Origin of the sequence: Paraburkholderia metrosideri, from assembly GCF_904848625.1 — a bacterium.
Lineage (GTDB): Bacteria > Pseudomonadota > Gammaproteobacteria > Burkholderiales > Burkholderiaceae > Paraburkholderia > Paraburkholderia metrosideri.
In genome coordinates this window covers 204,794-230,750 of record NZ_CAJHCP010000003.1, presented here as the reverse complement: position 1 = coordinate 230,750, position 25,957 = coordinate 204,794, and the positions used below count along the sequence as shown (strand labels likewise).

General features: G+C 61.9%; 24 protein-coding genes. 12 read left to right on the top strand and 12 right to left on the bottom strand.

The features are described from left to right. The first annotated feature begins 75 nt into the window (after positions 1 to 75). Complete coding sequence (gene glnK / locus LMG28727_RS06885; RefSeq protein WP_074763377.1) at positions 76 to 414, top strand: P-II family nitrogen regulator; 339 nt, start codon at positions 76 to 78, stop codon at positions 412 to 414. A gap of 273 nt (positions 415 to 687) precedes the next feature. On the opposite strand, the gene LMG28727_RS06880 is transcribed toward glnK, so the two are convergent. From LMG28727_RS06880 to LMG28727_RS06860, 5 genes are all read right to left on the bottom strand, one after another. Further along, positions 688 to 1,845, bottom strand: a complete 1,158-nt coding sequence (locus LMG28727_RS06880) for a porin (protein ID WP_201641564.1) — start codon at positions 1,843 to 1,845, stop codon at positions 688 to 690. A 604-nt stretch (positions 1,846 to 2,449) separates the two neighbouring features. Beyond that, positions 2,450 to 3,229, bottom strand: coding sequence for an ABC transporter ATP-binding protein (locus LMG28727_RS06875; RefSeq protein WP_201641563.1), 780 nt, complete (start codon positions 3,227 to 3,229; stop codon positions 2,450 to 2,452). A gap of 45 nt (positions 3,230 to 3,274) precedes the next feature. Then, a complete protein-coding gene (locus tag LMG28727_RS06870) occupies positions 3,275 to 3,988 on the bottom strand; it encodes an ABC transporter permease (RefSeq protein WP_201641562.1) in 714 nt (237 codons plus the stop codon). Then, complete coding sequence (locus LMG28727_RS06865; protein WP_201641561.1) at positions 3,985 to 4,674, bottom strand: ABC transporter permease; 690 nt, start codon at positions 4,672 to 4,674, stop codon at positions 3,985 to 3,987. Before LMG28727_RS06865 ends, LMG28727_RS06870 begins: the two co-directional genes overlap by 4 nt. A 396-nt stretch (positions 4,675 to 5,070) precedes the next feature. Next, positions 5,071 to 5,847, bottom strand: a complete 777-nt coding sequence (locus LMG28727_RS06860; RefSeq protein WP_201641560.1) for an ABC transporter substrate-binding protein — start codon at positions 5,845 to 5,847, stop codon at positions 5,071 to 5,073. Positions 5,848 to 6,476: 629 nt separating this feature from the next. On the opposite strand from LMG28727_RS06860, the gene LMG28727_RS06855 reads away from it, so the two are divergent. Further along, positions 6,477 to 7,187 carry a pirin family protein gene (locus LMG28727_RS06855; RefSeq protein WP_201641559.1) on the top strand — a complete coding sequence of 237 codons (711 nt, stop codon included), beginning with the start codon at positions 6,477 to 6,479 and terminating at the stop codon, positions 7,185 to 7,187. Between the two features lie 178 nt (positions 7,188 to 7,365). On the opposite strand, the gene LMG28727_RS06850 is transcribed toward LMG28727_RS06855, so the two are convergent. Further along, positions 7,366 to 7,908: a periplasmic heavy metal sensor gene (locus LMG28727_RS06850; RefSeq protein WP_201641558.1), complete on the bottom strand. Its 543-nt coding sequence runs from the start codon at positions 7,906 to 7,908 to the stop codon at positions 7,366 to 7,368. A 219-nt stretch (positions 7,909 to 8,127) separates the two neighbouring features. Between LMG28727_RS06850 and LMG28727_RS06845 the strand changes: the two genes are divergently transcribed. Then, entirely contained in the window at positions 8,128 to 8,853 is a 726-nt protein-coding gene (locus LMG28727_RS06845; RefSeq protein ID WP_007175815.1) for a response regulator, read from the top strand. Continuing rightward, positions 8,837 to 10,153, top strand: coding sequence for an ATP-binding protein (locus LMG28727_RS06840; protein ID WP_201641557.1), 1,317 nt, complete (start codon positions 8,837 to 8,839; stop codon positions 10,151 to 10,153). The genes LMG28727_RS06845 and LMG28727_RS06840 overlap by 17 nt, the downstream gene beginning before the upstream one ends. Before the next feature lie 140 nt (positions 10,154 to 10,293). On the opposite strand, the gene LMG28727_RS06835 is transcribed toward LMG28727_RS06840, so the two are convergent. Beyond that, positions 10,294 to 10,560 (bottom strand): hypothetical protein, encoded by a 267-nt coding sequence (locus LMG28727_RS06835; protein WP_201641556.1) that lies wholly within the window; start codon positions 10,558 to 10,560, stop codon positions 10,294 to 10,296. A 180-nt stretch (positions 10,561 to 10,740) separates the two neighbouring features. Further along, positions 10,741 to 12,432, bottom strand: a complete 1,692-nt coding sequence (locus tag LMG28727_RS06830) for a sensor domain-containing diguanylate cyclase (RefSeq protein ID WP_201641555.1) — start codon at positions 12,430 to 12,432, stop codon at positions 10,741 to 10,743. A gap of 721 nt (positions 12,433 to 13,153) precedes the next feature. Between LMG28727_RS06830 and LMG28727_RS06825 the strand changes: the two genes are divergently transcribed. Together LMG28727_RS06825 and LMG28727_RS06820 are read left to right on the top strand one after the other, a co-directional pair. Further along, on the top strand, positions 13,154 to 14,905 hold the full coding sequence (locus LMG28727_RS06825) for an ABC transporter permease (RefSeq protein WP_201641554.1): 1,752 nt from the start codon (positions 13,154 to 13,156) through the stop codon (positions 14,903 to 14,905). A gap of 96 nt (positions 14,906 to 15,001) precedes the next feature. Next, entirely contained in the window at positions 15,002 to 16,348 is a 1,347-nt protein-coding gene (locus LMG28727_RS06820) for an ABC transporter ATP-binding protein (RefSeq protein WP_201641553.1), read from the top strand. 92 nt (positions 16,349 to 16,440) lie between these two features. Here LMG28727_RS06820 and LMG28727_RS06815 read toward each other — a convergent pair whose 3' ends face one another. The 3 genes from LMG28727_RS06815 to LMG28727_RS06805 all read right to left on the bottom strand — a co-directional run bounded on the left by LMG28727_RS06815 (position 16,441) and on the right by LMG28727_RS06805 (position 19,049). Further along, positions 16,441 to 16,938, bottom strand: coding sequence for a hypothetical protein (locus tag LMG28727_RS06815; protein WP_407945831.1), 498 nt, complete (start codon positions 16,936 to 16,938; stop codon positions 16,441 to 16,443). A 128-nt stretch (positions 16,939 to 17,066) separates the two neighbouring features. Continuing rightward, complete coding sequence (locus LMG28727_RS06810; RefSeq protein ID WP_201641552.1) at positions 17,067 to 17,645, bottom strand: hypothetical protein; 579 nt, start codon at positions 17,643 to 17,645, stop codon at positions 17,067 to 17,069. 342 nt (positions 17,646 to 17,987) lie between these two features. Continuing rightward, complete coding sequence (locus LMG28727_RS06805; protein ID WP_201641551.1) at positions 17,988 to 19,049, bottom strand: sigma-54 interaction domain-containing protein; 1,062 nt, start codon at positions 19,047 to 19,049, stop codon at positions 17,988 to 17,990. 376 nt (positions 19,050 to 19,425) lie between these two features. Here LMG28727_RS06805 and LMG28727_RS06800 point away from each other — a divergent pair, with 376 nt between their 5' ends. The 6 genes from LMG28727_RS06800 (at position 19,426) to otsA (ending at position 24,206) form a co-directional block, all read left to right on the top strand. Next, the gene (locus LMG28727_RS06800) at positions 19,426 to 19,743 is read left to right on the top strand and encodes a DUF883 family protein (protein WP_201641893.1); all 318 of its coding nucleotides are present in this window, start codon (positions 19,426 to 19,428) and stop codon (positions 19,741 to 19,743) included. A 62-nt stretch (positions 19,744 to 19,805) separates the two neighbouring features. Continuing rightward, a complete protein-coding gene (locus LMG28727_RS06795) occupies positions 19,806 to 20,078 on the top strand; it encodes a hypothetical protein (RefSeq protein WP_201641550.1) in 273 nt (90 codons plus the stop codon). 330 nt (positions 20,079 to 20,408) lie between these two features. After that, positions 20,409 to 21,809 (top strand): sigma-54-dependent transcriptional regulator, encoded by a 1,401-nt coding sequence (locus LMG28727_RS06790; protein ID WP_201641549.1) that lies wholly within the window; start codon positions 20,409 to 20,411, stop codon positions 21,807 to 21,809. A gap of 125 nt (positions 21,810 to 21,934) precedes the next feature. Further along, on the top strand, positions 21,935 to 22,171 hold the full coding sequence (locus LMG28727_RS34040) for a hypothetical protein (RefSeq protein ID WP_236591641.1): 237 nt from the start codon (positions 21,935 to 21,937) through the stop codon (positions 22,169 to 22,171). A 150-nt stretch (positions 22,172 to 22,321) separates the two neighbouring features. Then, on the top strand, positions 22,322 to 22,534 hold the full coding sequence (locus LMG28727_RS06785) for a hypothetical protein (RefSeq protein ID WP_201641548.1): 213 nt from the start codon (positions 22,322 to 22,324) through the stop codon (positions 22,532 to 22,534). Positions 22,535 to 22,778: 244 nt separating this feature from the next. Further along, a complete protein-coding gene (gene otsA / locus LMG28727_RS06780) occupies positions 22,779 to 24,206 on the top strand; it encodes an alpha,alpha-trehalose-phosphate synthase (UDP-forming) (RefSeq protein WP_201641547.1) in 1,428 nt (475 codons plus the stop codon). A gap of 201 nt (positions 24,207 to 24,407) precedes the next feature. Here otsA and LMG28727_RS06775 read toward each other — a convergent pair whose 3' ends face one another. Further along, positions 24,408 to 25,844, bottom strand: a complete 1,437-nt coding sequence (locus LMG28727_RS06775; protein ID WP_201641546.1) for an MFS transporter — start codon at positions 25,842 to 25,844, stop codon at positions 24,408 to 24,410. Positions 25,845 to 25,957: the final 113 nt, after the last annotated feature.

The window sequence follows — 25,957 nt, the reverse complement described above, 5'->3', positions numbered from 1 at the left end:
AATGCATCCGGCGCGGCGTAGAATAAAAATCATCCATTTCCCTTTCACTCTTCCTATCACGAGACGAGGTTCGCCATGAAGCGCATCACTGCAGTCATCAAACCGTTCAAACTCGACGAAGTGCGCGAGGCGCTCGCTGAAGTCGGCCTCACCGGGCTGACCGTTACCGAAGTCAAAGGCTTTGGCCGCCAGAAAGGGCATACCGAGCTCTATCGTGGTGCAGAGTACGTGGTCGACTTTCTGCCGAAAGTGAAGATCGAGGTCGTGGTCGCAGACAACCAGTGCGATCAGGTGATCGATGCGATCATCGGCGCGGCGCGCACGGGCAAGATTGGCGACGGCAAGATTTTTGTCGCGGAAGTCGAGCGCGTGATCCGTATCCGGACTGGCGAAGAAAACGAAGCGGCAGTGTGAAGCACCCGACTTCGCAATAACGTTAAAGCAGCGTTTTAAAGCAAAAGTTAAGCGCACGGTTTTATTGCCGGCAGACTCGAATCTCGTGCGCACCGATCCGGTGCGGCGAATTCACAGTCAGCGGAACAAAACCGTGCGCCCAAATAAAAAACGGTGCAATACCCTTTCGAGCATCGCACCGATACGCGCCTCTCGCAGCAGCGTGAAAAAGATTCTTCTTGAAGAAATCTTGATTGGGCCCGGAAGGAAATTCCTTCGGGGCCCATCGTCCATTTAGAACGAGTGTTGAATACCTGCGTACACGCCCGACTGTGCGCGGCCTTGCAGCGGGTTATCCGTTGAGGCAGCGTAGCCTGCGTTGTTCGCATTCAGACCGAAGTTCGCACCGCGGCTGTTACGTACCGTTGCTGCTTGCAGGTCCAGCAGCGTGCGCTTCGACAGGTTGTACGAACCACCAACCGTGTAGATCGTCGCATTGCCGCCGCCGTTGTTGGCGTTCACGTGGTACACCGCTGCGATCAGCGCTGCAGCCGGCGTTGCTTGCCACGTCACACCACCCCATTCATGATCGAGCGTGGTCGGCGTGCCCGGCAGAACACCGGTAGCACCTGCCGAACGGACAGCCTGGTAAGCGCCCTGAATCTTGAACTGGCCGAGGAACACGTTGAACATGGCCGAGTATTCACGCGATGCCGCGAACACGCCGTTGCCCGTGTTGTCCGTATTGATACCGGCTTGAGCAGGATTGCCGCCCCACAGACCGCCATTGGCCGGATTGCGGATTTCGTCATACATGCCGCGAATCTGGAACAGCGAGTTCGTGTAGGTGATCTGTCCGCCAGCCTCACGGCCTTGCGGGGTCGAGCCATTACCGTTGAAGCTCGTTGCATTCGACAGCGCGTATTGACCGTAGAAGTCAAAGCCTGCGACCTTCGGCGACTGGTACGCGAAGTTGTTGCTCGATTGCGGCCAGTTGCGGCCACGCACCAGCGATGCCGACGACCAGTTCGACTGACCGAACGGGTCGAAGTCCCACACGCCGTTCGAGATGAAGAGCATGCGGCCCAACGTGAACGTACCGTACTGGTCGTTCGACAGGCCAACAGTTGCCCAACGATTGAAGAGACCGCCACCGCCAGGGCCTGCGCCCGTCATCGTGTTGAACGAGCCTTCCAACTGGAACAGGACCTTGTTGCCGCCACCGATGTCTTCAACGCCCTTCATACCCCACAGGCTGGTACCCCAGTCGCCGCTTTCTGCTTTCCAGCGGTTGGAGCTTCCCGTAGCCGAGCCGTTTGCGGCTGCGCCCGTCGGAACGCCCGACATGTATTCAATGCCTGCATCAAGGCGGCCATACAGCGTCACGCTGCTTTGAGCGTGTGCGACAACGCCAGCTGACATCAGCGCCGCGGCGAGCAAAGCTTTCTTCATCTTCTCCTCCATACCCTGTCAAAAAGTAAACCCAGTACTGCGAATGGTGTTCGGACGCATGCAGCGCCGAACAGAAATCGGTACGTACCAGGGAGATTAGCGGGTGGATTGGGTGTCCTGCCGTGACGTGTAGCCTTAAGGCCATCTCGTCGTCATGCCGATCCCTCGCCGACCGGTTCTCCTCTGTGCTTTGAAGTAAAACTACTTTAATTCAACTTTGTTTTGCTACTTTGGTTACTAATTTATCAAAAATACACTTCTATGGGAGAAGAAATTAGTACCTGCCCGAGAGGGTGTCTCCAAATTGCAATAAGAATGTGTGCAACGACCCGTTGCCGCCTCCGTGGAAACCGCTTAAATCCTTATCCGGCAAGGGATTCGCGGTTGGCGGAGGGCAATCTTAAGGATTGTCACTATTGACGCTTTGAAAACGGCGGAGTAGGGCGCAAAGAGAGCGAATAAGCTTCGCAGGGACGGGCGTTTCGTGGCCGAAATACCCAAAATGCATAGTGAAACGAAACAAAAAAGGCGCTCGTAAGCGCCTTGTAATGCTACTGCGACTACGGCCCAAATAGCGGGCTTGAAGTCATATTCAACGCATTATCTATTTGAGGCTGCCGGAAAGGAATTGCTTCAGGCGATCACTCTTCGTGTTCCTGAATACTTCGTCAGGATGGCCTTCTTCTTCAACCCGGCCTTGATGCAGGAACATCACGTGATTCGATACGTTGCGCGCGAACGCCATTTCGTGCGTGACGACGATCATCGTGCGGCCTTCCTCGGCGAGCGTCTGCATGACCTTGAGGACTTCGCCGACCAGTTCGGGGTCGAGTGCGGACGTCGGCTCGTCGAACAACATCACGTCGGGATGCATCGCCAGCGCGCGGGCAATCGCCACCCGTTGCTGCTGACCGCCCGACAGATGCGACGGATACTGCTTCTCAAGACGCGGCGCGAGACCCACCTTCTCCAGATATTCGCGGGCGCGCTCTTCGGCTTCCTTGCGCTTCAGGCCCAGCACATTGATCGGCGCCTCGATGATGTTCTCGAGCACGTTCATGTGCGACCACAGGTTGAAGTGCTGGAACACCATCGACAATCTGGTGCGCACGCGCTGCAACTGCTTCGGGTCGGACACGCGCAGCGCGCCACCCTTGCCGATCTGCGTGCGGACTTCTTCGCCGTCGACAAAGATCCGTCCCGAGTTCGGCTGTTCGAGAAAGTTGATGCAGCGAAGCATCGTGCTCTTACCCGAACCGGACGAGCCGATCACGCTAATCACATCGCCGGCATTGGCTTTGAGCGACACGCCTTTGAGAACTTCGTTATCGCCGTATTTTTTGTGAAGCTCGTCGACGAAGAGCTTCTGCTTCTTGGTGTTCATCAGGGTCCTTGACGAGCTTACTTGCAGAGGGCTTATGGCCCAGGGTTACTTGCCTTGCGGCCGCAGGTAAGCGAGCCAGCGACGCTCGGCGCGGCGGAACAGCCACACGAGCGCAAAAGAAATACAGAGGTAAAGCAGGGCGGCGATACCGAACGCATTGAACGACTGGTACGTGGCGGAGTTCACGTCACGTGCAATCTTGAGGATGTCCGGCACGGTCGCGGTGAATGCGACGGTAGTGGCGTGCAGCATCAGGATCACTTCGTTGCTGTAGTAGGGCAGTGCGCGACGCAGTGCCGACGGCAGGATCACGCGACGGTACAACGTGAACGACGACATGCCGTATGCACGTGCCGCTTCGATCTCGCCATACGGCGTTGCCTTGATCGCGCCAGCGAAGATTTCGGTGGTGTACGCGCAGGTGTTCAGCGTGAACGCGAGCAGCGTGCAATGCATGCCGTCGCGGAAGAACGCGTTGGTCAACTCGTTATTGCGGATGATGTCGAGGCTATACAGACCGGTGTAGCAGAGCAGCAGTTGCACGTACAGCGGCGTGCCGCGAAAGATATATGTATACAGCCACACGAGGCCGGAGAGCCATTTCTTCTTCGACACGCGTGCCACCGCGAGCGGCACCGACAGGCAGAAGCCCAGTCCGATCGACACCACCAGCAGCCACAACGTGATCGCGAGGCCGGTGAAGCGGTAGCCGTCGGTGAACAGATAGTTGCGCCAGTATTCCTGAATGATCTCGATCATAGATCCGCCTTTCGCACGCCGGTCGAGTAACGCTTTTCGAGGTACATCAGCACGAAGTTCGACACTGTGGTGATGACGAGATAGATCGCCCCTGCGAGCAAAGTGAAAAAGAAGAACCGCAACGTGCCCTTGCCGGCGTCCTGCGACGCCTTGACCACGTCGGCCAGACCGATGATCGACACCAGCGCGGTGGCCTTGACCATCACCTGCCAGTTATTGCCGATGCCGGGCAGCGCGAAGCGCATCATCTGCGGGAACATGACGCGTGAGAACACCTGCCAGTTGGTCATGCCGTAGGCCGCGCCCGCTTCGAGCTGGCCGCGCGGCACCGCGAGAAACGCGCCGCGGAAGGTCTCGGTAAAGTACGCGCCATAAATGAAGCCGAGCACCGCGACACCCGCCACGAATGGGTCGATGTCGATCTGTTCCCAGCCGAGCACGTCGGTCAGGTTGTTCAGCCAGATCTGCAGGCTGTAGAACAGCAGCAGCATCAGCACCAGATCGGGCACGCCGCGCACGAGGGTCGTGTACACCGTGCCGACGCTATACGAGAAGCGGTTCTTCGACAGTTTCGCCGCCGCGCCGAGCAGGCCCAGCACGAAAGCGAACGCCAGTGACAACACCGCCAGTTTGACGGTTTGCCAAGTGCCGTTGAGAAGCAGCGGGCCGTAGCCTTGAAGGAACATAGAGGGTCCTTGACGATGCGTTTGCGGCACACCGCGAAAGACGCGGCCAGCTTTGCGCCGCGTGGGTCGCGAGCCGGGGCTCGTGAGCTGTGCGGCGCACAGCGCACCGCTGTGCAAATCATGACTGCATGGACGTTGCCGGCCTTGCAGCGCGCTTGTTGGACTCTCGTCCCGAACCTGTTTTGAATCTACTGCTGACGACTGTATTACGAAGCCCGAGGAAAGCCCATGCGGGCGAGCCCCGAGTTTCGCGGGTGCTGCGGGATGCTGCGGAGTACTGCCTGCCGCGTGCTGCCGTTGCGGAGGGCGGCGCAACTGGCCGCCTGAGCGTGACTCCGCATAGCTCGCGACTCGTTCCGGCCCAGCGCAGTTCCGCGCTTCGACTTGCCCCGCCGATTAACGCCCGGGGTAAATTTCGAAGTCGAAGTACTGCTTCTCGAGCTTCCTGAACGTGCCGTCCTGATGAACCTGCGCTAACGCCTGATTGAACATCGCCTTCAGGTCGGTATCGCTTTTGCGCAAGCCGATGGCCGTGCCTTCGCCGATCGTTTTCGGGTCCTTCACTTCCGGGCCGGCCCACGCAAAGCCCTTACCGCGCGGCGTCTTCAGGAAACCGGCGTCGGCCTGCACTTCGTCCTGCAAGGCGGCGTCGAGACGTCCCGAGGCGAGGTCGGCATAGACCTGATCCTGATTCTGGTAGGGCACCACGGTCACGCCTTTGGGTTCCCACCAGACTTTTGCGTAGGCTTCCTGGGTCGAACCCTGCTCGACGCCGACGCTCTTGCCTTTCAGCGATTCAGCCGTGGGCAGCAACGGCGAGCCTGCCTTGGCGATCATGCGGGCGGGGGCGTCGAACAGCTTGTCGGAGAAGTCGATCTGCTCTCGGCGCTTGTCCGTGATGGTCAGCGACGACACGATCGCGTCGAACTTCTTGCCCTTGAGTGCCGGGATGATGCCGTCCAGATCCGATTCGACCCAGACGCACTTCACGTTCATCCGTGCACAGAGCGCGCGGGTAAGATCGGCGTCGAAGCCGATTACGTCACCGCTCGGCGCCTTCGATTCAAACGGCGGGTAGCTGGCGTCCACCCCGATGCGCACGGTTTTCCACTCTTTCGCCATCGCGCTGGTGGCCACGAACGCAAGCGCCACGCACAGTGCGAACTTCTTCATGTTTCTCCTGGATCAAACTGATCGTCGTGATGGCTTGAACTCGACGACCGCCGGCGCCTGGCCGACCGTCGCTATTCTAGGCGGTCAAAAATGTCATGCCGCACGGGATGCTGCCAAGGCCCGCCGCCGACTTTCTGACGCATCGAGGAAGTCTGGCGCGGCCCACAAAGCTATTGCGATCCCGCTGCGATGTCGCCGCCGCTGGCCTGGCCGGACCCGCCGGCGCGCTGTCAGCGCCCACGCGTCTTGAAAAGCGCGGTATTTTACCCGAAGAGTGGCGAGGCGCCAGTCCGGCGCGCGGACGGGGGCCAACTCGCGGCTCGGCGCGTTGTGCGTGCGCGACGCTGAAGGCCACCGCGGCGGTGTTCGGGCGGATTTCAGGCGGTTTCCGTACGCTGTGTGCGGGCGGCGTTTATCAGGTTCGCGGCTGGGCTGATTCGGTGTGAGGCGCCTGGCGAGGCGAGCCGTCCGCCGCCGCGTCAGGCAGGCGACGGCCGGCTCGCCACGCGTCGCAGCCCGATTGCACGGATTTTTAGGACGGTCCGGTGCGCTCGCGCACGATTGTTTAGCGGGGGCGCTGCCCCTACATTCTCGACATCGCTATTTACTATTAGATTGGGAGCCCCACCATGATCGAGATTCGCCGTTCCGAAGAACGCGGCCACGCTAACCACGGCTGGCTCGACTCGTATCACAGCTTCTCGTTCGCCGACTACCGCGACCCGCAACACGTGCATTTCGGGCCGCTGCGGGTGATCAACGAAGACCGCATCGCCGGTGGCCAGGGGTTCGGCACGCACGGCCATCGTGACATGGAGATCGTCACCTACGTGCTCGAAGGCGCGCTGGCGCATCGCGACAGTATGGGCAACGGGTCGACGATCCGTCCCGGCGACGTGCAGCGTATGAGCGCGGGCACGGGCGTGCAGCACAGCGAATTCAACGCGTTGCCGAACGACACTACGCACCTGTTGCAGATCTGGGTGATTCCGCAGCGCGCGGGCGATCAGCCCGGTTACGAGGAAAAGCGCTTCGACGCCGCCGACAAACGCGGCCGCCTGCGGGTCGTCGCATCGCCCGATGGCCGCGACGGTTCGGTGACGATTCACGCAGACGCATCGATCTACGCCGGCTTGCTCGATGGCGCGGAGAGCGCGACCTTTGCGCTGCCGAAGGGGCGTCTGGCTTATGTACACGTTGCACGCGGTGCGGTGACGGTGAACGGTCAGGCGTTGCAAGCCGGCGACGCAGCCAAGCTCAGCGACACCGACGTCGTTACGCTGGAGCAGGGTGAGGACGCGGAAGTGTTGCTGTTCGATCTGGGTCAGCTCAATGGCTGAACGCGCTGTGAACACGCAACGCTGATGCGCCGCGTGTGTCGGGCTGAGAAGCGCAAGTAACAGATAAAGGTGCGGGTCAGCAGTCGACGCACAAACAGAAACGCCACGGAGATCCTCCGTGGCGTTTTGCATTGGCCAGACGGCTGGGTAAGCCCGCCTGGCCTGGCAGGCAAGCCGCTTACTGGCTGGCGGCCGGCGCCGACGCTGCGCCCTTGTGGTTATGCTGTTCCCAGCGCTCGCGCATATGCTCGTGACGCGCTTCCATCTTCGCGAAGCGCTGCTTCAGCGCCGTGCTCACAATAGTTTTCTGCTGATCGTTCAGGCCGTTGTAGAACGAGAGCCACGCGTCGGTGGTCTGCTGACGCAGTTGCGCGTCTTTCTGTTCGACCTGCTGATGCGCGCTGGCCATTGCGTTCAGATCCAGGATCGGCTGTTGCTGCGCAGCCTTGAACTGGTCTTTCATCTGCTTGTGATTCGCGCGCATGGCTTCGTGACCCTGCTTCATCGTGTCGAGCGCGGCTTGCCACTGCTTTTCCTGATCAGCGTTCAGCTTCAGCTGGTCGTGCAACTGGGTCAGTTGCTTCATGAAGTGGCCATGCCAGCCGCCGGGGCCGCCGTGACCTGCCTGTCCGGCGGGTTGGGCGGCATAGGCGGCGCCTGCGCCGATGGCGAGGGCAGTGGCGGCAACGGCGAGAACGCGCGACATCTTTTTGGTGGACATGTAAGGCTCCTTGTAATGGAATAGCCGACGATGCAACCGTTAATGTGTTCGGCCTGCATTCGGTAAGTCACAGCGTAGAGAAGCTCGCTCTTCGCTGTGTTACGCGGCTTCCCACCGCTATTACGGAGAATTACGTGCGCCTTTCACCGTAACACCCGGTAACCCTTGAGGGGTGTCGGTTAACTAAAACCATTCCTGCTGCGCGTTAAACTTCAATCCATGGCTACTCAAATACTTGTTGTCGACGACGACGTCGAATTGCGCGATCTGCTGCGCGACTATCTGGCCCGCCAGGGCATCGAAGTATCGGTGCTGCATGACGCCGGCTCGCTCGAGCGCAGGCTCGAACGTGAGCGTCCAGATCTGATCGTGCTGGATCTGATGATGCCTGGCGTCGACGGCCTTACGGCGCTGCGCAAGCTGCGCGCATCGGGCGACGACATTCCCGTCATCATGCTGACCGCGCGTGCAGACGACGTCGACCGGATCGTCGGGCTCGAACTCGGCGCAGACGACTACCTCGGCAAGCCGTTCAATCCGCGCGAGCTGCTGGCGCGTGTGCAGGCGGTGCTGCGGCGGCGTCGCACGTTGCCGTCGGCGGCGGCGCCGGAACAGCGCGAGCCGTTCAACTTCGGCCGCTTCACACTCGACTTCCAGTCGCGCACGCTGCATCTGGAAGACAAGCCGCTCACGCTGTCGGGCAGTGAATTTGCATTGCTGAAGATTTTCGTCAATCACCCCATGCGCACGCTCACGCGTGAACGCCTGCTTGAACTGCTGCACGGTCCCGAATACGACGGCACCGACCGTGGCATCGACGTGCAGGTGTGGCGCCTGCGCCGCATTCTCGAAACGGACCCTTCCACGCCGCGCTTCATTCAGACCGTGCGCGGCCGCGGTTACGTGTTCGTCCCTGACGGCGAGCAACATGCGTCGGCCCATTGATTCCCTGTTCGGACGGCTGGCGCTGCTAGTCGTCGCAGTATTGCTGCTGTCGCATTTCGCGTGGTACTCGCTGATGCGGCTCGAACGCTCGCAGCTGCAAACGCGCTACGCGGTCGAAGAGGCCACGTTTCTCGTCGACGCAGTGCGCCAGCACGTCGCCCGTACGCCGGATCAACCGTTGCCGTCGCGCGTGAAGCTGGTCGATCCGACGAGCCCGGAAGTGCCCCCCGAGGCCGCGGAAATGCCGCCGCCGCTCGAACGTTTCGTCGAGGACGTGCGCGATCGCATGCCGTCGGGCACCCAGGTGCGGGTTGGGGTGCCAGGCAAACCGCCTGAGCTATGGGTGCGCGCCGCGACCGATCACAGCTGGATCGTCGTCCCCATGCAGCCGCTGCGCATGCCGCGTTCGCTCGACCGTACGGTGCTGTGGCTCGTCATCATTTTCTCGTTTGCAGTGATGGCCGCGCTGTTCGCTGCGTGGGCGTTGCAGCAGCCGCTGCGCAGTCTGGCCCAGGCGGTCGCGCGTTTTGGCCGGGGCTTGCCGGTGCCCCCGGTGCCGGAGCGCGGTCCACGAGAATTGCGTCAACTGACGCATGGCTTCAATCAGATGGTGCAGGAAGTGGCGCGCACGGAAAACGATCGCGCGGTGATGCTCGCCGGTGTCGCGCACGATCTGAAAACGCCGCTGGCGCGTTTGCGGCTGCGCGCCGAAATGATGGATGAAGTGAAGATGCGCGACGGCGTAGTGCGCGACGTCGATTCAATGACGCATATCGTCGAGCAGTTTCTGGTGTTTGCGCACGACGGCGCCGATCGCAGCGAGGCCGTCGAAGTGGACGCGCAGTGCGAACGCGTGGTGCGCAGTTATCGTGCGGTCGCCGCCGGTGCGCCGACCGTGCTGACCGAACTCAATGCGGGGGCAACGTTCCTGCTGCCCGCCGCCACGCTCGACCGGATTCTGTCCAACTTGCTCGACAATGCACACGCGTATGGTGCGCCGCCCATTACCGTCACCACGGCGCGCACGTCGCAAGGCTTTACGCTGGCGGTCAGCGATAACGGCAAAGGCATCGCGCCGCAGGATCTGATCAATGCCAGCCGGCCTTTCGTGCGGCTCGATCCGGCGCGCGGCGGCAATGGCCACAGCGGGCTCGGTCTGGCCATCGTCGAGCGGCTGGTGCGGCGTGCAGGCGGGGAGTGGGAAATCGGCAACCACGGCGGCCGTGGTTTGCGAGTGCTGATGAGCTTTCCGTTCGACGTGGTGCCGCGAGTGGCGGCAGTGTCGGAAAGTGCGTGGTAGCTATTATTAGAGCCGGGCAGTATTTAACGCGGTATCTACAGTCTCGTGGAAACTGCCCGGTGCAGGCGCTGCGCATCTGCACCTTGAGTTCGATATCCGGACGTGACGTCCGGATGTTTCACCGGGCCTTCCCCGCTGCGTCAGTCTGAAAACAGTGTATTCAACGCATTCGCCGCGTCGCTATCCACCGTATTCCACGTCACCGTTTCAGCCTCGAAAATATAGTGCGTGGTGTATTTGCCGAGGCGCGCGAGTATCTCCTCCTGAATCAGTTCCGGCGCGACAGCCAGTTTCAGATACCACGCGGTCGACGACAGGCGCGTCTGGAAAGCACCATATTCAGCCAGCAGATGGTCGAATGCGTTAGCGTCCTGATCGCGACAGACGATCACCAAATTTCCCTTCATGCGAATCTCCCGTTAAAGCGGTAGCGGCAACCTCGAAATCAGGGTTGATGATACCTGCTTCATCACGGAAAGCCCGGTGCCGATGTTCGGGCGATGGTTGCGTTGTGTCAGCTTATGCACATAGCTGAGCAGGGTTCGCCTGAGCGAATATCGGACGCTGCAGAGCGGCCTCGGCAGACGCTATAGGACGCTGGCCACCGTGCGGGTGGGTGGCGCGGTGTCGTCGGGCGGCAGCGCTTCGGTGCGGTCGCGGCCGCCCGATTTCGCCGCGTAGAGCGCGGTGTCGGCGCGGCTCACGATCCGCTCGGGCAAATCGTCGGGCGACAGTTCGGTGATGCCGATGCTGACGCTCAGCCCCACCGAAGGCGGAAGCTTCGGCGAAGGAACCGCCTTCAGACGCAGCCGCAAGCGTTCGACCACCTCGCGTCCGTCGGCGAGATTCGTGACCGGCAGCAGCAAGCCGAACTCTTCGCCGCCAAGCCGGCCAATCGAGTCGGCATTGCGAAGCTCGGCCCGGCATGTGTCGACGAAATGTTCGAGCGCGCGGTCGCCGGCCGCATGGCCGAAGCGGTCGTTGATCTGCTTGAAGTGGTCGAGGTCGGCAATTGCCATGCAGAGCGGTTCGTGGCTCGCATGAGCGCGCTCGATCTCCCGCCGCAACAGGTCGAGAAAGTAGCGTCGCGACAACGCGCCAGTCAGCGCGTCGTGGCGAGCCTCCGCCGACAGCAGGGTGTTGGCCGATTGCAATTGTTCCGCCAGATCGCGCGTGGCGCGATGGTGGCGCCGCTCGCGCACATACGACACCGTGATGACCCACGCCAGCGCGACCGTGCCGGCCAGCGTCAGGAACACCAGCAGATGATCGCGTTTGTGATTGCGCAGCAGTTCGGGCCACGCTGCGAGCGGGTCGACCAGATGCGCGGACAGGCCCGAGTTCAGGCCATTGCGAGCCTGATACAGCGACGGCGCCGGCTGCTCGCTCATCCCGAACAACTGCCCGGCGACGGCCGCCGGCACCCACGGCGCCTCTTCGCGAACCTGTGTATCGACGCGAATCTCCATATCGGGGAACACGTCGCGGTGATAGATCAGCTTGCGGTCGGCGGCGCTCATCTGGGTGACGTGGGAGTTGGGCAGCGTGTGGCCTTCGAGTTCGCTGTTATGCGCCATGATGATCACGCCGTTCTCGTCGGCGACGAAGGTGCCCTCGTGCGCGACCCAGTGGCGCAAACGCGCGATCCCTACCTTCGCGACCACCACGCCGACCAGCAGGCCGTCCGCATACACCGGCGCGGCGATGAAGATGCCGGGCTCGCCGCTCGAGCGGCCCACACCATAGGCTTCCGAGAATGCACCGAGCAGCGCATTCGTCAGATAGGCCCGCGTGCGCATGTCGATGCCGACAAACGAGCGCTCGGCCGCCTGCGGATTGTTGGTCGAGTCGCTCGACGCCACGCAGATGCCGTTGGTATTGACCAGCCAGATCTGATCGAGCCCGGAGAAGCCCTGCGCGTCGTGCAGGAAGTTGCTCACGGTGGTCATCTGGCGGTCTTTTAGCAATGCGGCGCGCAGAGCGGGTTCCGCCGCTTCGCTGTTCGCGGCATAATTCTGGGATTGCACCAGGGCGCGCTGGACCACGTCCAATTCGGCCATGGTTGCGGGGATAGCGCGAGACATGGCGAGGTCGCTGGCAATCACCTCGGCCATGTTGTCGACAACCGATGCGGACATTTGCCGCTGCGTGCGCAGGGCAGCGTCCAGCTCTTGCTGTACCATCCGGTCCGCGACCATGCCTGCCACGAACCAGCAAACCAGCACGATCAGCACGAAGCTGATCGGACCGGTTACCTGGCGCAAGGTTGTTCTGTTCATCGACCCTCTGATCCGTCTGGCTGTGACATGCAACAAGCTCATTCATGGCAGCGCGCTGGCGCTGTGCCGACCCTCTGCAAGCGAGTGACGATCCGCCGCCATCGTGGTCCGGGGTAACGGCCGGGCGAGGCGCGTCGTTTCCTGATTTTAACCGTCATGGGGCCAGACGCCACCGTTATTGCGGGAATGCGAAGTACTGGCGCCACACCTTTCCAGTTATGAACGGCAAGCTGGCTGTTCATCTGAAGACGGGAGGGTCTCCGAGGCAACCCGCGGTGATTTTGCGGATGACCGCGAGGTCCGCCGATGTGGCTGACGCGCCACGCTCGCTGCGTCGCCAAGCCGGTTCAGCGTGGCGGCTCCAGACCGGTTTGCCGGACGTACGCCTGTATTTACCGCGATTTGCCGCGAAAGGTTGTGCCTGAAACAGTGGATGGTGTAGTGTCGTGCCGTCCAAAACAAGGAAAGCTCGCCAGCCCTACGGGCGGCGCCTGCGGCGACCGCAGGCCAGCTTGATGGAGGTGGTCGTGAACGGCTCTGAACAGTGCGTTGCGCCCCCCGCCCGTCACCGGCCCACGTGTCTCCAACGCCAACGATTTACCGCGCACACGCGTTTTGCCATGCATGATTTCCGCTTTCCGGACCGATCTTCAGACCGCCGCGCTAAAGCCGCGTGCTCCTTCGACAAGAAGAACACTAGCCACGAAGGGGAGGGCCTCTGATGGATTTCAGTTTTAACCTGAAGCGCACCGCCAATGCGTCGGCATGGCGGGTGTTGCCCAATCGTTGGGACTTCGTCGCCTTTCCGCTGATCATCTGCATTATTGCGATGACGGCGATCGGCTTTCACGAGACGCTGGCGCCGATGTCGGTGCTGAAGAGCCAGGCCATCTCGCTCGATCCGTCGAATCTGCCCGAATATGCGATGCGCACTACGCTGCGCATGCTGGCGGCAATGGTCGCGTCGCTGATCTTCACGCTGGGCTATGGCACGCTGGCCGCCAAGAGCCGCCGCGCGGGACTCGTGCTCGTGCCGATTCTGGACATTCTTCAGTCGGTGCCGGTGCTGGGCTACATTTCGTTTACGGTCACGTTCTTCCTCGCGCTGTTTCCGGGCCGCGTGCTCGGTGCCGAACTCGCGGCGATCTTCGCGATCTTCACGAGCCAGGCGTGGAATATGACGTTCAGCTTCTATCAGTCGCTGCGCACGGTGCCGCGCGATCTGGACGAGGTGTCGCGCGGCTTTCATCTGACTTCATGGCAACGCTTCTGGAAGCTCGAAGTACCGTTCTCGATGCCGGGCCTCATCTGGAACATGATGATGTCGATGTCGGGCGGCTGGTTCTTCGTGGTCGCGTCCGAAGCCATCACGGTCGGCAATAACACGATCACGCTGCCGGGCATCGGCGCGTATCTGGCGCAGGCGATCCAGGTCAAGAATCTGCACGCGATCGGCTGGGTGATCCTCGCGATGACGGTCGTGATCCTCGCGTACGACCAGCTGCTGTTCCGTCCGCTGGTCGCGTGGGCCGACAAGTTCCGCATGGAAAACACCAGTTCCGGCGACGCGCCGGAATCCTGGCTGCTCGACCTGATTCGCCGCACCCGGCTGATCCACCGTTTGCTGGTGCCGCTCGGCTGGATGTTCGCGAAGGCCGCACGCGTGCGCTTCCAGTTGCCGGCGTTCAGCGCGCCGCGTTTCCAGATTCCGCAGCGTGAAAAGAGTTCGAAGGTGGGTGACATCGTTTGGGCCACGCTGGTGCTGCTCGCCACCGTGTACGTCGTGTATCGCGTGTTCATGTATGTGCGCACCGGCGTGTCGCTCGACGAAGTCGGTCACGTATTCGTGCTCGGTCTTATCACGCTGCTTCGCGTGGTGGTGCTGATCGCGATTGCTTCGGTGATCTGGGTGCCGATCGGCGTGCTGATCGGGCTGCGTCCGGCGCTCTCCGAGAAAATCCAGCCGCTTGCGCAGTTCCTCGCCGCGTTCCCGGCCAACCTGCTGTTCCCGGTGTTCGTGATCGTGATCGTGCGGTTCCACCTGAACCCGGACATCTGGCTGTCGCCGCTGATCGTGCTCGGCACGCAGTGGTATATCCTTTTTAACGTCATTGCCGGTGCGAGTTCCTATCCGAACGACTACCGCGAGGCGGCCAAGAATTTCCACATCCGCGGCTGGCAGTGGTGGCGTCAGGCAATGCTGCCCGGCATTTTCCCGTACTACGTGACCGGCGCAATCACCGCGTCGGGCGGCGCGTGGAACGCGAGTATCGTGGCGGAATTCGTCCAGTGGGGCGACACCAAGGTGGCGGCGCACGGTTTGGGCGCGTACATCGCGCAGACCACCGCAGCGGGCGACTATCCGAAGATCATTGTGGGCATCGCCGTGATGTCCCTGTTCGTGACGCTGTTCAACCGACTGCTGTGGCGTCCGCTGTTCGCGTACGCCGAAGCCAAGCTCCGGCTTGATTGAGCGCCCCCGAACCTGGCGCTTGGCGCCAGGCTTCCCGAGCGACTGAGACTCGGCACGAGCCTGGCGTGTTCATCAGAGAAATGAAGGCATAACGCGATGCAAAATCCTAAAGCTGCTATGACCGCCGCACCGATCCAGACGCCGCCCAAGCCGCCGCGCCTCGGCGAAGAGATCCTGCGCGTCAAGGACGTGTGCCGCGGTTTCAACAAGTCGCAGGGCGAACTGCTCGTTCTCGACGACGCGAATCTGTCGTTGCGCGAAGGCGAAATCGTCGGTCTGCTGGGTCGTTCGGGTTCGGGCAAATCGACGCTGCTGCGCATCATCGCCGGTTTGATCGAACCGACCGATGGCGAAGTCACCTATATGGGCAAGCCGCTCGACGGCCCGGCGAAGGGCGTCGCGATGGTGTTCCAGACCTTCGCGCTGTTCCCGTGGCTGACTGTGCTGCAAAACGTGGAGGCGGGTCTCGAAGCGCAGGGTGTCGGCGCGAGCGAGCGGCGCACGCGGGCGCTTGCCGCGATCGACCTGATCGGTCTCGACGGGTTTGAAAACGCGTATCCGCGCGAGTTGTCGGGCGGTATGCGGCAGCGCGTCGGCTTTGCGCGCGCGCTGGTGGTCGACCCGACGCTGCTGCTGATGGACGAACCGTTCTCCGCGCTTGACGTGCTGACCGCCGAAACGCTGCGTACCGATTTGCTCGATCTGTGGACGCAAGGCCGCATGCCGATCAAGTCGGTGCTGATCGTCACGCACAACATCGAGGAAGCGGTGTTCATGTGCGACCGGATTCTGGTGTTGTCGTCGAATCCGGGGCGCGTGGTGGCTGAGATCAAGGTGCCGTTCAAGCATCCGCGTAACCGTCTCGACCCGGCGTTCCGCAAGCTGGTGGACGACATCTACGCGAAGATGACCGCACGCCAGACGGACGAGAAGACCAAGAAGGGGCTCGAGCTGCATAGCTGGCTGCCGCATGTGTCGACCAACCTGATGGCGGGTCTGATCGAAACGCTGGCTGCCGCGCCGTACCACGGACGCGCTGACATGCCGGAAATCGCACGTTCGCTGCACCTGGAGGTCGACGATCTGTTCCCGGTGGCCGAAGTGCTGCAGCATCTCGGTTTTGCCGACATCCGCGAAGGCGATATTTTCCTCACGCCGCCGGCGCGTGTGTTCTCCGAGTTCGGCACGCAGGAACGGAAGATGATGTTCGCCGAGCATCTGCTGCGGCACGTGCCGCTTGCTGCGCGAATCAAGAAGGTGCTGAACGAACGGCCGGGGCATCGCGCGCCGCGCGTGCGCTTCGAACAGGAGCTGGAGGATTTTCTGTCGGACAGCGCGGCGGAAGAAACGCTGGACGCGGTCATCAACTGGGGCCGTTATGGCGAGATTTTCTCGTACAACGACCAGACCGAAATCTTCAGCCTCGAAGACGTGGAGTCTTGAACGAGGGGGAGGCGCGTGAGCGCGCCTCGCGAAGAACCGATGCAGACAGAAGCGGCAGGGGAGACCCCCGCCGCTTTTTTCATGCTGTGCGTTTATTGCAGATTGCCCCAGCGTTCGACCGCAGGTTCGGCGGACGCCCACTTCCAGCCTTTGTCCTGCTGACACGCGCTCGCCGTGAACCAGGCTTCATGCGCGTTCGGCCCGTCGCCGTCGCGCACCGAGAACACGAATTCCTTGCACAGCGCGAGCGACGAACCGAATGCACGGATCACGCGCACTTCGCCGTGGCCGTTCTCGATGGGCAGCGTGTGCTTGACCGACCAGGGGCGCGTCTCGCCGACCGGCATGTCGCCCGCCAACGCCGCGATCAGGTCCTGCTGGTCCTTGTGCATGCTCTTCATATAGCGGGCGACCGCTTCGTCGGTTGCCGCCTGCACGGCGATGCCGACGCCGATCGCCACCGCCGGGTTCGACGTGAAGATGCCCGACGCGACGCCTGCCGCGGCACCGCTGGCCGCGCCGATCGACGTGCAGCCGCTCGTCATCAGGCTGGCGCCGACGCAAAGCGCACCCGCCGCGATGAGCCGCAACCGGTTGCCGGACCATCCGCCAGGTCGCGCTTGCGCAGCTTCACGCGCGCCCCGGCGCAAGACGCTGAACGGGGTCCTGAGCGGGTCCCCGAGCGAATCTCTGAATGCTTCCCGAAGCGAGCGCGCCCTCATTGCAGCGCACCCCAGCGTTCGGTGGCGGGTTCGGCCGACGCCCATTTCCAGTTGTCGCCGTCACGGCAGATCGAAGCAACATAAAACGCGCTGCTGGCCGGGACATTTTTAGTGGCGGACGTGTCGACCGAGAAGACGATTTCCTTGCAGTCGAGCGCGCCGCTGCTGATCGCCCGGCTGACGGTGACGCGGCCATGCTCGTCGCTTTCGATCGGGAAGCTGTGCGTCACGCTCCACGGCGCAATCGCGCCGACATCGAGCGGCCCCGCAATCTTTGCGATGCCGTCTTGCGTATTTCTGTGGACTACGCGCTCTGAATACTGGACGCCGGCGCGCGCGGCGGCAACCGCACCGAGGCCGATGCCGGTGGCAACGGCTGCATTGCTGGTGACTTTGCCCGCGACCGCCGCGCCCGCGATACCGGCGCCAGCCACGGCGCCTTCCGAGTACAGCGAGCTACAGCCGCTCAATGCCGACGAGAGCGCCAGCACGGCCGCGACGACCAGTGTTGCATTGGGGCGTCCGCGTTTGGTCGCCTGATTTATCCTGCCAGCCCACATCATATTTTTTTGCATTTCCCTGTCTCTGCTCGTGCAAATGCCTTTCATTCACGCCACGCCACCTGTGAACGAACGGCACATCGATCCAATACGCTGCCGCATTTTGCAGGATGCGATTTGTAATTGGCAGAGGAAAAATGCAAGAAATTGCAAAACATAATGCGGAGAAAATCGGTTTCTGGTTATGTCCGCCGATATTTGCCTGGCGATGCGAAGCAATTGACCGGCAACCGTATTTATCCGTAAAAGCTGCAATATTGTGATGAAACGACACGCTGCGCGCGCGGAAAAATCGCTTGAATGTGCGGTAGGATTGACCGCCTCAAACTGATTTTTCCACTAAGTTTCCGGGCGTTTTCAATTACCGTCGGCTTCTTCTTCGGCGCCTTCATCGCCATACGCGCTCAAGCGGTTGTACAGCGTTTTCAGGCTCACGCCGAGCGCCTTGGCCGCGCGACGTTTATCGCCGCCGCAATATTTCAGCGTGCCGAGAATGATCTGCTTTTGCGCGTCGGCGAGTGGCGTGCCGATCCATACGCTCATTGCGTCACCCTGCGTCACGGCTTTTTTCACCCGCGACGCGAGGTGCGGATGCGGTAATTCAACGGTCTTTTCCGCGAGAATAAACGCGCGATACACGGCGTTTTTCAATTCGCGCACGTTGCCGGGCCATGACCAGGTGCGCAGCGTTTCGATCGAGCGCTTGCTGAAACTCTTGCTCGTGCCTTCCTGTTGATTCAATTGCGCGAGGAAGTGTTGCGCAAGCAGTTCGCGATCGTTTTCGCGTTCGCGCAGCGGCGGCGCGCGCAACGGAAAAACTGCAAGCCGGTACATCAGGTCTTCACGCAGGCCGTTTTCTTTCACGGCGACCGCCGGGTCCCGATTGGTCGCGGCGATCACTCGTACGTTGCCGCTGATCAGCTCATTGCCGCCGACCCGATAGAACGTGCCGGTCTCCAGCGCGCGCAGCAGTTTGACCTGGCGCACGGGCGCCATCTCGGTGATTTCGTCGAGAAACAGCGTGCCGCCATTCGCGTGTTCGAAGTAGCCGATGCGGCCCTGCACCGCGCCCGTGAAACTGCCTTTTTCATGGCCGAACAATTCGGCTTCGATGAGTTCGTCGGGAATCGCGCCGCAATTCACGGCGACGAAGGCCGCATCTTTGCGGCTGCTTTGATCGTGAATCGTGCGGGCAATGAGCTCTTTGCCGGTACCGGATTCGCCGATGATCAACGCGGTTGCGTCAGTGCACGCGACCCGCTCGATCTGCTCGTACAGATCCTGCATCACCGGCGACGACCCAAACAGCAGACCGTACGATTTCAGTCCCGCGATGCCGTCCGCGACGCGCTGCTTCGCCTGTGCCGGGCCATTGTCGCCGGCGGAGACGGTGGGCGAGTCCAGATCGATTGACGCCATAAACGGGGAGTCCTGTGCAAATAAATGTCGTTGTTGCGGCGCGCAGGCCTGGAAAAGAGAAGAGTGGCCTGTGCAGCCAATATCTCACAAAAGTTGATTTAACCACTTCGATGCGGTTCCCGGCAATCGAAGTCATGTTCGGCGAAATACATTGATGGGGGATCGGTCGAAAGTGCCGGATTCGCGGTTTCGTCGGTCATTGATGGAGATATTTACCGGGCACGCCGTTTGCGGCATGGATCCGACACGCGTGTGCTTTTTCACTCGCCTAAAGTGAAGAAGTACAGGAACGATTCGTCCGATCGCGAGAGGCGAAAAGCGAATGGCTCACGCGCACGCTGAACCTGCTGAACTGGAACTGGATAAGGAGCGAATGATGACTGACACCACCCAACAGCTCGCACTCGGCGGCCAGAAGATTGTCGAGGATCTGCGAGTGTTGCTGAAGGACTCGGAAGAAATGCTGCGGCTCGCTGCGAACGTGCCGGGCGAGGGCGTTGGCGTGCTGCGCGACAAACTGGGCACGCATGTCGAAACGCTGCAGTCTGCGCTCGGCGATGCGCAGCAGAGCGCGCAGCGCCGCTATCGCGCGGCGACCGTCAACACCGAGCGCTACGTGCGCCATAACCCGTGGCGCGCGATCGGCATCGCGGCGGGCGTTGGCTTCGTGCTCGGCGTGCTGACCGTGCGCTGACCCTGGTTTCGTCGCGTCCTGCACCATTCGGCTTCACGTTTCACGACCTCAAGGAGTTCACGATGGCACGACCCAAAATTGGCATCTTCGGCGCGTTGATGGCGCTCGGCGGCTTTCTGGCGGTCCGCTACGTGCAGCACAAGCGCGCGGCGCATTATCCCGTCGCGCGGGAGTTGAGTCGCTGGGAGGGCGAAGGCGGCGCGGTCGTGACCCCGGCCACGCCCGCGAGCGCAGGCAGTCTGACGGCGGAGAGCGCCAGTGCGGGCACACAGGGTGCCAACGGTGCGGCTCACGCGAACGGCGATGGCCACCCATGGCCGTTTCCACGTAGTTGATCATTGCCCGCGAGGGTGCGCGATGACGCCCCGGTTGCGCGCGCCGCACCCTTTGTAAATTTGACGCTCACGGCTTCGTTTGCATTGCTGATTTATCCCAATAAGGCCGTATAATAGGTAAATAGACAACAATGGAGCGAAAATAGCCGGGCATCTATCGGGTATTGTTGCAAAATTGTATGAAGTCAACGGTTCGGCGCATTGCGAAGTCGTTGAGTGTGCGATGGCTTCCCGAAGCACGCGCATCACACTCGCACGACGCCGCCGGTCCGCTTTTCAACATGCACGTTCGCATGTTTCCTACCCACGCTTGCAGGCTTTCGAGACGCGATGCCACATGTACTGATTGTCGATGACGATGCCGGTACCCGCGAGGCGCTTTCCGCCATCATCGGGGAAGACGGCCTGACTACCGCCACCGCGGGCGATTTGCGCGAAGCGCGCATTCAACTGGTCCGGCAGATGCCGGACGTCGTCTTTACCGACCTGAAGCTGCCCGATGGCAGCGGGGTCGATCTGTTCGAAGACCTCGACCCGCGCTCCGGCGTGGAAGTCATTGTGATTACCGGCCACGCCACGGTGGAATCGGCGGTGAACGCGTTGAAGATGGGCGCCACCGACTATCTGGTCAAGCCGATCAACATGCAGCGCGTGAAGGCTATCCTGTCGCGCCTGCCGCGCGCCGGCGACCTTAAGGCTGAAATCGGCACCTTGCGCGGCGAGTTACGCCGCATGGGCCGTTTCGGTTTGATGCTCGGCAATTCGCCGGCCATCCAGGAGGTCTACGACCAGATCGGCCGGGTTGCGCCGACGGCGGCTTCCGTGATGCTGGTCGGCGAATCGGGTACGGGTAAGGAAGTCGCCGCGCAGACGCTGCACGAACTGAGCTTGCGTCGCAAGCACGCGTTCCTCGCGGTGAATTGCGGCGCGATTTCGCCAAATCTGATCGAGTCGGAAATGTTCGGCCATGAGCGCGGTTCGTTCACCGGCGCGGATCGGCAGCACAAGGGTTATTTCGAGCGCGCGAACGGCGGCACGCTGTTCCTCGACGAAATCACCGAAATGCCGATCGAGTTGCAGGTGAAACTGCTGCGCGTGCTGGAAACCGGCATGTTCATGCGGGTCGGCACAACCAAGGAAATCGAAACCGACGTGCGCCTGATCGCGGCGACCAACCGCGATCCGGAGCAGGCGGTGCTGGAAGGCAAGTTGCGGCTCGACTTGTACCATCGGCTGAATGTGTTTCCGATCAGCCTGCCGCCGCTGCGCGAGCGCGGTAAGGACGTCGAGCTGCTCGCGCAGGCGTTTCTCGACGAACTCAACGAACGTCACAGCACGAAGAAGCATTTCCCGGCGGCCGTGAAGGAAATGCTGATGACGTACCCGTGGCCCGGCAATGTGCGCGAGCTGAAGAATTACGTGCAGCGCGCGCACATCATGTCGGGAACGGACTCCGACAGCACCGCGACGGTGCCGTTGCAGATCACGTTGTCGAAGCCCGCAGCGGGCACGGCGATCACGATCCCGTTCGGCACGTCGCTCGCCGAGGCGGATCGTCAGCTGATTCTGGCCACGCTCGAACAATGCGGCGGCGTGAAAACGCGTGCAGCGGAGATTCTCGGCATCAGCCTGAAGACGCTGTACAACCGTCTGGTCGAGTACGGCAATGACGCGCGTGAAGACGGCGAAGCCGCCGACGAAGCGCGCGCGCTGCGCGGCGCGGACGTCTAGCCGCCTGCCGCCCCAGCTGGCCGCCGGCAGTTTTAATGCCGGCGTGCCGTGCCGTGCCGGGAGGGCATCGTAACGGCACAAGCCTTGCTGCGCTTCAGTGGAACGCAAAGACGAGGATAAAAAATATGCCGGACTACGCTGCCACTCCCGCGCTTCCCGTTTCGAAGCGCGCTCATCGTCCCGAGCCGGTTGAACCACCGTCGGCGCCGCCGGTTCCTGCGGAGCCTGACACTTTCCCCGGTCCCGAGCCGGTACCCATCGAACCTCCTGGCCCGACGCCGCCTCCGATCGGCGATCCGCCGCCTCAGCCGACGCAGACACCGCAAGCCGGTCAGCGTCTGTCCATCCGAATGCAACTCTGACGTGTGAGATCCGCCACCGCCCGTCCGGTGTGGCGGATTTATGTATTTGTTACAAAGTCGGCGCATCTTTTACCGGCAATTTACGGTCGGCGCCCCTAGACTGTAATGATGCCGCTAACCGGCGGCAGGCTTCCCCTGGAGGCATCGATCATGAGACACCCTGCACTGCGACGCTCGGCGCGCCACTCGAAGCGCGACTCACGCCCGGGCAGCAGCAAGACCGAACCGGCAGTGTCGCCGGATCCGGCCGCGCAAAACCGCGTCGCGCCCGATGCGCCGCCCGACGGCGAGCACAATCAGGGCGGCGTACGTCCCGAGGGGCTTGAGTATCAGCGCGACCTCGGTTCGGAACAGGATGCCTGAAGCCGCTCGAGCGTTGCTTGAGCGTTTTTGACGGGCGCGCGGCGCACTGTTCAAGGGCGCCCCGTTTCGTCATACAAAGCAGAAAAAACTTCTTCGCGATGTGACGTCGTCGCGTGTTTTTGCTCGCCCGTCACATTTGCATACATTTTTATTTCCAGAAATAACCAAAACGGCACGCGACTTGCATGCACCTTTTTGGCACATATCCGAATGCAACGAAACAACTGAACTAGGTGGAGCACCAATGAGCAGACTGATCGTGGTATCGAATCGTGTTGCGCCGACCCAGGAAGGCCGTCCCGCAGCGGGTGGTCTGGCGATTGGCGTGCTGGACGCGTTGAAGGAGACCGGCGGGGTCTGGTTCGGCTGGAGTGGGGAGACAGTGAGTGAGCCGTCCGCGCCCGTGATCGAAAAGCAGGGCAACGTCACGTACGCGACCGTGGGCTTGACCAAGCGCGATTACGACCAGTATTACCGTGGCTTTTCCAACGCGACGTTGTGGCCGACTTTCCATTACCGCAACGACCTGTCGCGCTATGACCGGCAGGAATACGCGGGCTATCAGCGTGTCAACGCGACGCTCGCAAAGCAACTCAAAGAGTTGCTAAAGCCCGATGACATCATCTGGGTGCACGACTATCACCTGTTGCCGTTCGCGCGCTGCCTGCGCGAGCTGGGCGTGAAGAACCCGATCGGCTTTTTCCTGCATATTCCATTTCCGGTGCCGGAAGTGCTGCGCACGATTCCGCCGCACGAAGAACTCGTCAAGGCGATGTGCAGCTATGACGTGATCGGGTTTCAGACCGAAGCGGATCGTCAGTCATTTGTCGATTTCATCGAGCGCGGACAGCATGGCACGTCGAGTGAGGACGGCATGGTGCACGCGTATAACCGCTTCCTCAAAGTGGGCGCGTATCCGATCGGGATCTATCCGGACGCGATTGCGAAGGCCGCCGAGCAGTTCACCGACCGCAAGCCGGTGCGCAGCCTGCGTGACGGCATGCGCGGTCGCAAGCTGATCATGAGCGTCGACCGCCTCGATTATTCGAAGGGGTTGGTGGAGCGCTTCCAGGCGTTCGAGCGTCTGCTGCTGAATGCACCGGGTTGGCATGGGCGCGTTTCGCTTGTGCAGATTGCACCGCCGACGCGTGCCGACGTGACCACGTATCAGCGGATTCGGCAGACGCTGGAAGGCGAAGCGGGCCGTATCAACGGACGTTTCGCGCAGCTGGACTGGACGCCGATTCAGTATCTGAACCGCAAGTACGAGCGCAATCTGCTGATGGCGCTGTTCCGTCAGTCGCAGGTGGGCTACGTGACGCCGTTGCGCGACGGGATGAATCTGGTCGCGAAGGAGTATGTCGCGTCGCAGGACCCGGCCGATCCGGGCGTGCTGGTGCTGTCGCAATTCGCTGGAGCGGCCGAACAGTTGCCGGGCGCGCTGGTCGTCAATCCGTTCGATCTGTCGCAAATGGCCGAAGCGCTCGAACGTGCTTTGTCGATGCCGCTTGCTGAACGTCAGGCACGTCATGCGGACATGATGGCGCCGATGCGCGAGAACAATCTGTCGGTGTGGCGCGATACGTTCCTCGCCGATCTGCGCAATGTCGCAACGGCGTCTTCGGTGACGGCTAAAGCGGTAAAGCTCGCTGACGTGACGGCATCGTCGTAGGCATCGGCCCGCGTTGCTTGCCTGCGGGCGGGTGGCGCGTGTGCTGTCACGTCTTTGGAAGTGTTGAACAGCAGTGAGTGACATGGACGAAGGGCGCGAATCGCTTGATTCGATTCGCGCCCTTCGTTTTTCTGCGGTGCCTTCACGTTTTGCCCGTGTCTGTCGGCTTACTGCGACTGCATCAGGCTTACCGTGACCGCATCAGGCCGCCTGCGTCTTGCCGCGCTGTACGACACGCATCATGCTCACCACCGCCGCCACGGCAGAAAAACCCGCCGCCACATACAGCGCGATGAACGCGCCGTCCTTCGGTGCAATGCCGAAGATCAGCGCGACCAGTGCCGCGCCGAGCGTCTGTCCAGTCAGACGCGCGGTGCCCAGCATGCCGCTCGCTCCGCCGCTGCGCTCACGCGGCGCGGAGGACAGCATGGTGCGATTGTTCGGCGACTGGAAGATGCCAAAGCCCACGCCGCACAACGCCATCCGCCACGCAATCTGCATGGGGTCCGGATGGGCGCCGAGCGTCGCGAGTAACAGCAGGCCGACGGTTAGCGCGGCGAGTCCGACGCCGCCGAGCCAGCCCGACGAAATTTTGTCCGATAGCACGCCTGCAACGGGCGCCGCGATGATGATGACGGCGGGCCATGGCGTCATCAACAGACCCGTTTCCACTTGCGACATGCCCAAGGTTTCCTGCAAAAGAAACGGCAGCGACACAAAGGCCAGCATCTGCGCGCAGAACGAGCACACCGACGTGCCGATGGACAGCGCGAACACGGGAATCTTCAACAGGTCGATCGGCAACAGAGGCGCGGCCTGCGTCAGTTGACGCCGCACGAAGAAGTAGCCAATCACCAGCGCGCCAATCAACGCGGCCAGGACGAGACCGAGCCGCTCGCCGTGGCCGGCACCGTCGATCGCGAAAATCAGCAGGCCGAACACGAACGCATTCATCACCGCGCTCAGGTAGTCGTACGGCGATTCGTGACCGGGGTTCATCGGCAGCGCCTTGAAGCCGCCGACGATCGCCGCGATGCCGATCGGCACATTGATCGCGAACAGCCACGGCCACGTTGCCACCGACAGCACCCCGGACGCCACCGTAGGACCGATCGCCGACGACACGGCCACCACCATTGCGTTGATCGACACGCCGCGCCCGAGTTGCGCGGGCGGGTAGATCATTCGCACCAGCGCCGTATTCACGCTCATGATGCCCGCCGCGCCGAAGCCCTGGACCACGCGCGCGAGCGCCAGGGTTTGCAGCGACGTGGACAATGCGCACCCGAACGACGCCACCGTGAACAGGATCAGCCCGCCCAGATAGATGCGCCGGTAGCCGATCCGGTCGCCGAGTGACGCTAGCGGCAGCAATGAAATCGTGATCGCGAGTTGATAGGCGTTGACGACCCAGATCGAACTCGCCGAACTCGCGTGCAGCGTGCGTGCGATGGTCGGCAGCGCCACGTTGGCGATGGCGCTGTCGAGCACTGCGAGCGTGAGCGCGAGGGCAATGACGAGCATCGCCCAGTAGCGTTGCGGGACCGGCAGACCCTGTTCGGTGTGATCGGGCAGTGCATGAGCGGAGGAGGCGGCTGACGTGTCTCTGGCGTCAGTGCGCGAAGGATGGGCTTGCATCGATTGTTTGATTTGTGATGGTTCGGTTCGACGTGGAAGCGCCGGGCGCCGCACATGGCCCGCCGTGGTGACAGCATGGTTTTGTCGCCGCAGAATCTGGCGGCGACGTTGAC

Coding starts and splice junctions, on each gene's coding strand:
- glnK (WP_074763377.1), top strand. CDS start 76: ATGAAGCGCATCACTGCAGTCATCAAACCGTTCAAACTCGACGAAGTG.
- LMG28727_RS06880 (WP_201641564.1), bottom strand. CDS start 1,845: ATGAAGAAAGCTTTGCTCGCCGCGGCGCTGATGTCAGCTGGCGTTGTC.
- LMG28727_RS06875 (WP_201641563.1), bottom strand. CDS start 3,229: ATGAACACCAAGAAGCAGAAGCTCTTCGTCGACGAGCTTCACAAAAAA.
- LMG28727_RS06870 (WP_201641562.1), bottom strand. CDS start 3,988: ATGATCGAGATCATTCAGGAATACTGGCGCAACTATCTGTTCACCGAC.
- LMG28727_RS06865 (WP_201641561.1), bottom strand. CDS start 4,674: ATGTTCCTTCAAGGCTACGGCCCGCTGCTTCTCAACGGCACTTGGCAA.
- LMG28727_RS06860 (WP_201641560.1), bottom strand. CDS start 5,847: ATGAAGAAGTTCGCACTGTGCGTGGCGCTTGCGTTCGTGGCCACCAGC.
- LMG28727_RS06855 (WP_201641559.1), top strand. CDS start 6,477: ATGATCGAGATTCGCCGTTCCGAAGAACGCGGCCACGCTAACCACGGC.
- LMG28727_RS06850 (WP_201641558.1), bottom strand. CDS start 7,908: ATGTCCACCAAAAAGATGTCGCGCGTTCTCGCCGTTGCCGCCACTGCC.
- LMG28727_RS06845 (WP_007175815.1), top strand. CDS start 8,128: ATGGCTACTCAAATACTTGTTGTCGACGACGACGTCGAATTGCGCGAT.
- LMG28727_RS06840 (WP_201641557.1), top strand. CDS start 8,837: ATGCGTCGGCCCATTGATTCCCTGTTCGGACGGCTGGCGCTGCTAGTC.
- LMG28727_RS06835 (WP_201641556.1), bottom strand. CDS start 10,560: ATGAAGGGAAATTTGGTGATCGTCTGTCGCGATCAGGACGCTAACGCA.
- LMG28727_RS06830 (WP_201641555.1), bottom strand. CDS start 12,432: ATGAACAGAACAACCTTGCGCCAGGTAACCGGTCCGATCAGCTTCGTG.
- LMG28727_RS06825 (WP_201641554.1), top strand. CDS start 13,154: ATGGATTTCAGTTTTAACCTGAAGCGCACCGCCAATGCGTCGGCATGG.
- LMG28727_RS06820 (WP_201641553.1), top strand. CDS start 15,002: ATGCAAAATCCTAAAGCTGCTATGACCGCCGCACCGATCCAGACGCCG.
- LMG28727_RS06810 (WP_201641552.1), bottom strand. CDS start 17,645: ATGCAAAAAAATATGATGTGGGCTGGCAGGATAAATCAGGCGACCAAA.
- LMG28727_RS06805 (WP_201641551.1), bottom strand. CDS start 19,049: ATGGCGTCAATCGATCTGGACTCGCCCACCGTCTCCGCCGGCGACAAT.
- LMG28727_RS06800 (WP_201641893.1), top strand. CDS start 19,426: ATGACTGACACCACCCAACAGCTCGCACTCGGCGGCCAGAAGATTGTC.
- LMG28727_RS06795 (WP_201641550.1), top strand. CDS start 19,806: ATGGCACGACCCAAAATTGGCATCTTCGGCGCGTTGATGGCGCTCGGC.
- LMG28727_RS06790 (WP_201641549.1), top strand. CDS start 20,409: ATGCCACATGTACTGATTGTCGATGACGATGCCGGTACCCGCGAGGCG.
- LMG28727_RS34040 (WP_236591641.1), top strand. CDS start 21,935: ATGCCGGACTACGCTGCCACTCCCGCGCTTCCCGTTTCGAAGCGCGCT.
- LMG28727_RS06785 (WP_201641548.1), top strand. CDS start 22,322: ATGAGACACCCTGCACTGCGACGCTCGGCGCGCCACTCGAAGCGCGAC.
- otsA (WP_201641547.1), top strand. CDS start 22,779: ATGAGCAGACTGATCGTGGTATCGAATCGTGTTGCGCCGACCCAGGAA.
- LMG28727_RS06775 (WP_201641546.1), bottom strand. CDS start 25,844: ATGCAAGCCCATCCTTCGCGCACTGACGCCAGAGACACGTCAGCCGCC.